The 3,541-nt window shown below is 77.4% G+C and carries 2 protein-coding genes and 1 pseudogene; all 3 read right to left on the reverse strand.

Features of this window, described 5'->3' with window-relative positions; genetic code table 11:
- The coding region (locus ACFVXK_RS37570) for a hypothetical protein (RefSeq protein WP_389621561.1) at nucleotides 1-1,286 on the reverse strand (1,286 nt) is incomplete at its 3' end.
- 288 nt (nucleotides 1,287-1,574) lie between these two features.
- Complete coding sequence (gene purD, locus ACFVXK_RS37575) at nucleotides 1,575-2,828, reverse strand: phosphoribosylamine--glycine ligase (RefSeq protein ID WP_389621564.1); 1,254 nt, start codon at nucleotides 2,826-2,828, stop codon at nucleotides 1,575-1,577.
- Nucleotides 2,829-2,889: 61 nt separating this feature from the next.
- Nucleotides 2,890-3,541: pseudogene (locus tag ACFVXK_RS37580) on the reverse strand (DNA polymerase III subunit gamma and tau); the annotation flags it as partial.

Here is a 3,541-nt window from a genome sequence, read left to right on the forward strand (position 1 = left end):
GGGGCCTGGGCGCGCGCGCCGGCCAGTGCCGCCGCGGCCGCAGGGGGCGGCCCGGCCGTCGGGGCGGAGGCGGAGGCGGGGGCGGGGGCGCCCGCCGAACGGGCCGGGACCGGGCCCGAGGGGACGGACAGGGCGTCCAGGGCCGCATGGAGCCGGGCCGCCTCCGCGCGCCACTTGCGGTCGACGACCTCCTCCGGGTAGGCCGCCCAGTCCACCGGCGACCACTCCGGACCGGCCTCCGCCGGACCGCCGTGGAACAGCCGGGCCGCCAGCAGCGAGGCGGCCTCGTCGATCAGCCCGGGCTGCTCCAGCAGATCGCAGGCGGGGCGCTCACCGAGCCGGGACGCGAAACCGTCCGCCAGCCGGTCGCGCCGGGACAGCTCGGTCAGGGCGGAGACCACCCCGGCGTCGAGGTGCGCGGGCCAGCGGCCCATCCGCCAGGCGGGCAGCGCGACCCGGGTCAGCAACCGGTCCCAGCCCGCGTAGGCGAGGCCGACCTGCTCCTGGGCGGCGGTGCGCATCGCCTGGTCCACACCCTGTGCGCGCTCCGAGGCGGCGGCCGCCACCCCGCGCTCCATCTCGGCGGCGTCCGCCCCGCACAGCCGCAGCAGCAGCCGGGCGGGCCGGCCGACGAGCCAGCCCAGGCCGGGCCGCCCGCCCACGTCCACCGCCGCGTCCAGCCCCCGTACGAAGCCGCGGGCGTCGGCTATGTCCGGGTGCGCGGAGGGACCCGTACCGGCGACGACCGGCGCCAGGAGGGCCCGCAGCTCCGCGACCCGCATCCACCACAGGAACGGCGAGCCGATCACCAGCACCGGCGCCGCGCCGGGCCGCGACTCGGGGCCGTCGGATATGCCCGCCCGGCGGTGCGCCCCGTGACTGCGGTCCTCCAGCCAGCTGTCGCAGTCCGGGGTCAGGGCTATCGCGGAGGGCGCGGGCACGCCCATCCGGTCGGCGAGGTCCCGTACGAGCCGGTACAGGTCGGGCGCTGCGGCCTCGGGCAGCGGCACGGTGGGCGTCACGGCGGGGCTCGCCCGCAGCACCACGGCACCGAAGATCCCGCCCGCCAGCAGCACCAGCGCGGCCACCGCGCAGACGGCCAGGGTCACCGCGGGCCAGGGGTCGCCGGCCAGCCGGCCCGTCGTCCGGGCGGTGACCAGGACCACCGCGAGGGCGGCGGGCAGCAGCACGGCGGCCAGCGCCCTGCTGCGGACGCGCAGCACGGCGAGGGCCAGGGAACGCGCGGACGGCACGCCCACTTCTGCGATCGAACCGGTTCCGGACACGGCCGGACCTCACCCCCTCTGCCCTGCGGCGGCTTTGCTCACTCCCCCACTGTGACACCCGCCACTGACATCGCAATGCCGGTGGGCCATGTGCCGGAATGCTTGCGCCGCACCCTAGTTGGGGCGCACGCGGCCGTCAGGCGGACAAGGGGACCATCACCCGATGGAATGGCTTTGGGCAAAGGTGGGTGCGCTCGAGCGCCGCTGGAGGCAGGCGCACGCGGGCGCACGCGAGGGCCCGGTGCGCGCCCTCGCGCCCCGGGCCCCCGGTCCTCACGGGCCTGCTGGTCAGCGGCCCTCGGCCGCCTTCGCGGCGATGTCCGTACGGTGCTGGGAACCGTCGAGCCGGATCCGCGCGACGGCCTTATACGCCCTCTCGCGCGCCTGCGCCAGGTCCGTGCCGGTCGCCGTCACGGACAGCACGCGGCCGCCCGCGCTGACGACGGAGCCGCCCTCCTGCCGGGTCCCGGCGTGCAGCACGTAGGCCTCGGGGCCGTCCTCGGCGGCCACCTCGGCGAGCCCCTCGATCGGGTCGCCGGTGCGCGGGGTGCCGGGGTAGTTGTGCGAGGCGACGACCACCGTCACGGCGGCCTCGTCGCTCCAGGTCAGCGGCGGCAGCGTGTCCAGGGTGCCGTTCGCCGCGCCCAGCAGCACGGCCGCCAGCGGGGTGCGCAGCCGGGCGAGGACGACCTGGGTCTCGGGGTCGCCGAAGCGGGCGTTGAACTCGATCACCCGGGTGCCGCGGCCGGTGAGGGCGAGACCGGCGTAGAGCAGGCCGGAGAAGGGGGTGCCGCGGTGGCGGAGCTCGTCCACGGTCGGCTGGAGGACGGTCTCCAGGACCTCCTCGACCAGCTTCGGGTCGGCCCACGGGAGCGGGGAGTACGCGCCCATGCCGCCGGTGTTGGGCCCCTCGTCGCCGTCGAGCGCGCGCTTGAAGTCCTGCGCGGGCTGGAGCGGGAGCACGGTGACGCCGTCGGTGATGGCGAAGAGGGAGACCTCGGGGCCGTCGAGGTACTCCTCGATGACGACGCGGTCGCAGCCGGCGGCGTGCGCCCGGGCGGCGTCGAGGTCGTCGGTGACGACGACGCCCTTGCCGGCGGCGAGGCCGTCGTCCTTGACCACGTACGGGGCGCCGAAGGCGTCCAGGGCCGCGTCGACCTCCTCGGCGGTGGTGCAGACGTAGCTGCGGGCGGTCGGGACGCCGGCGGCGGCCATCACGTCCTTGGCGAACGCCTTGGAGCCCTCCAGCTGCGCCGCCTCGCCGGACGGGCCGAAGACGGGGATGCCGGCCGCGCGGACGGCGTCGCCGACGCCGGCGACGAGCGGGGCCTCCGGGCCGACGACGACCAGGTCGGCGCCGAGTTCCGTGGCGAGCGCGGCGACCGCGCCGCCGTCGAGGGCGTCGACCGGGCGCAGCTCCGCCACCTCGGCGATGCCGGCGTTGCCGGGGGCGCAGTACAGCGCGGAGACGTCGGGGTCGAGGGACAGAGAGCGGCACAGGGCGTGTTCGCGGGCGCCGCCGCCGATGACGAGGACCTTCACGCCGCCCAGGGTAGCCCGGACGGGGTGGCCGGTTTCGTGCGGCCACCCCAATACCGGCGGGCTACTCGTTCGTGTATTCCTCCACAACGGTCGCGCCGAGCTCGCGCACGATGAGGTCGTGTCCGGTCAGGGCGCTGTCGACGAGGTCGGGGTCGTCCGCCTCGGGCACGTCGTCCTCGGGGGCCACCGGCGGGGGCCCCTGCTGCACGGGCGGCTGGGGCGCGGCGGCCTGCGGGGACGGCGGCCGGGGCTCCTGCTGCTGCGGGGCGGCGGCCTGCGGGGGCGGGCTGTAGGCGGGCGGCGGGGGCGGGCTGTAGGCCGGGGCGGCCGGGGCCCCGTACGAGGGCGCCGAGGGCGCGGGGCCCCCTCCGCCCACGACGGCGTCGATCTTCCAGTGCACCTGGAACTGCTCGGCGAGCACCGCCTTGAGCACGTCCTCGCTGCCGCTGCTCGCGAAGTTGTCGCGGGCCCCGGGGTTGGGGAAGCCGAGCTGCAGGGTGGTCCCGTCGAAGCCGGTGACCTGGGCGTTCTGGCTGAGCAGGATCCAGGTGAACCGGCGGCGGTTCTTGACGGCCTCCAGTACGCCGGGCCACATCGCCTGCACCTGCCCGGCCCCGGCCGCCATCTCGGCGGTGGGCGCGGCGGAACCGGCGGGGGCGGGCGCGGCCTGCGCGGGGGCGGGGGCCGGCGCGGGCGTCCGCACGGGGCCGCCG

It is taken from the genome of Streptomyces sp. NPDC058157, assembly GCF_042884105.1.
Lineage (GTDB): Bacteria > Actinomycetota > Actinomycetes > Streptomycetales > Streptomycetaceae > Streptomyces.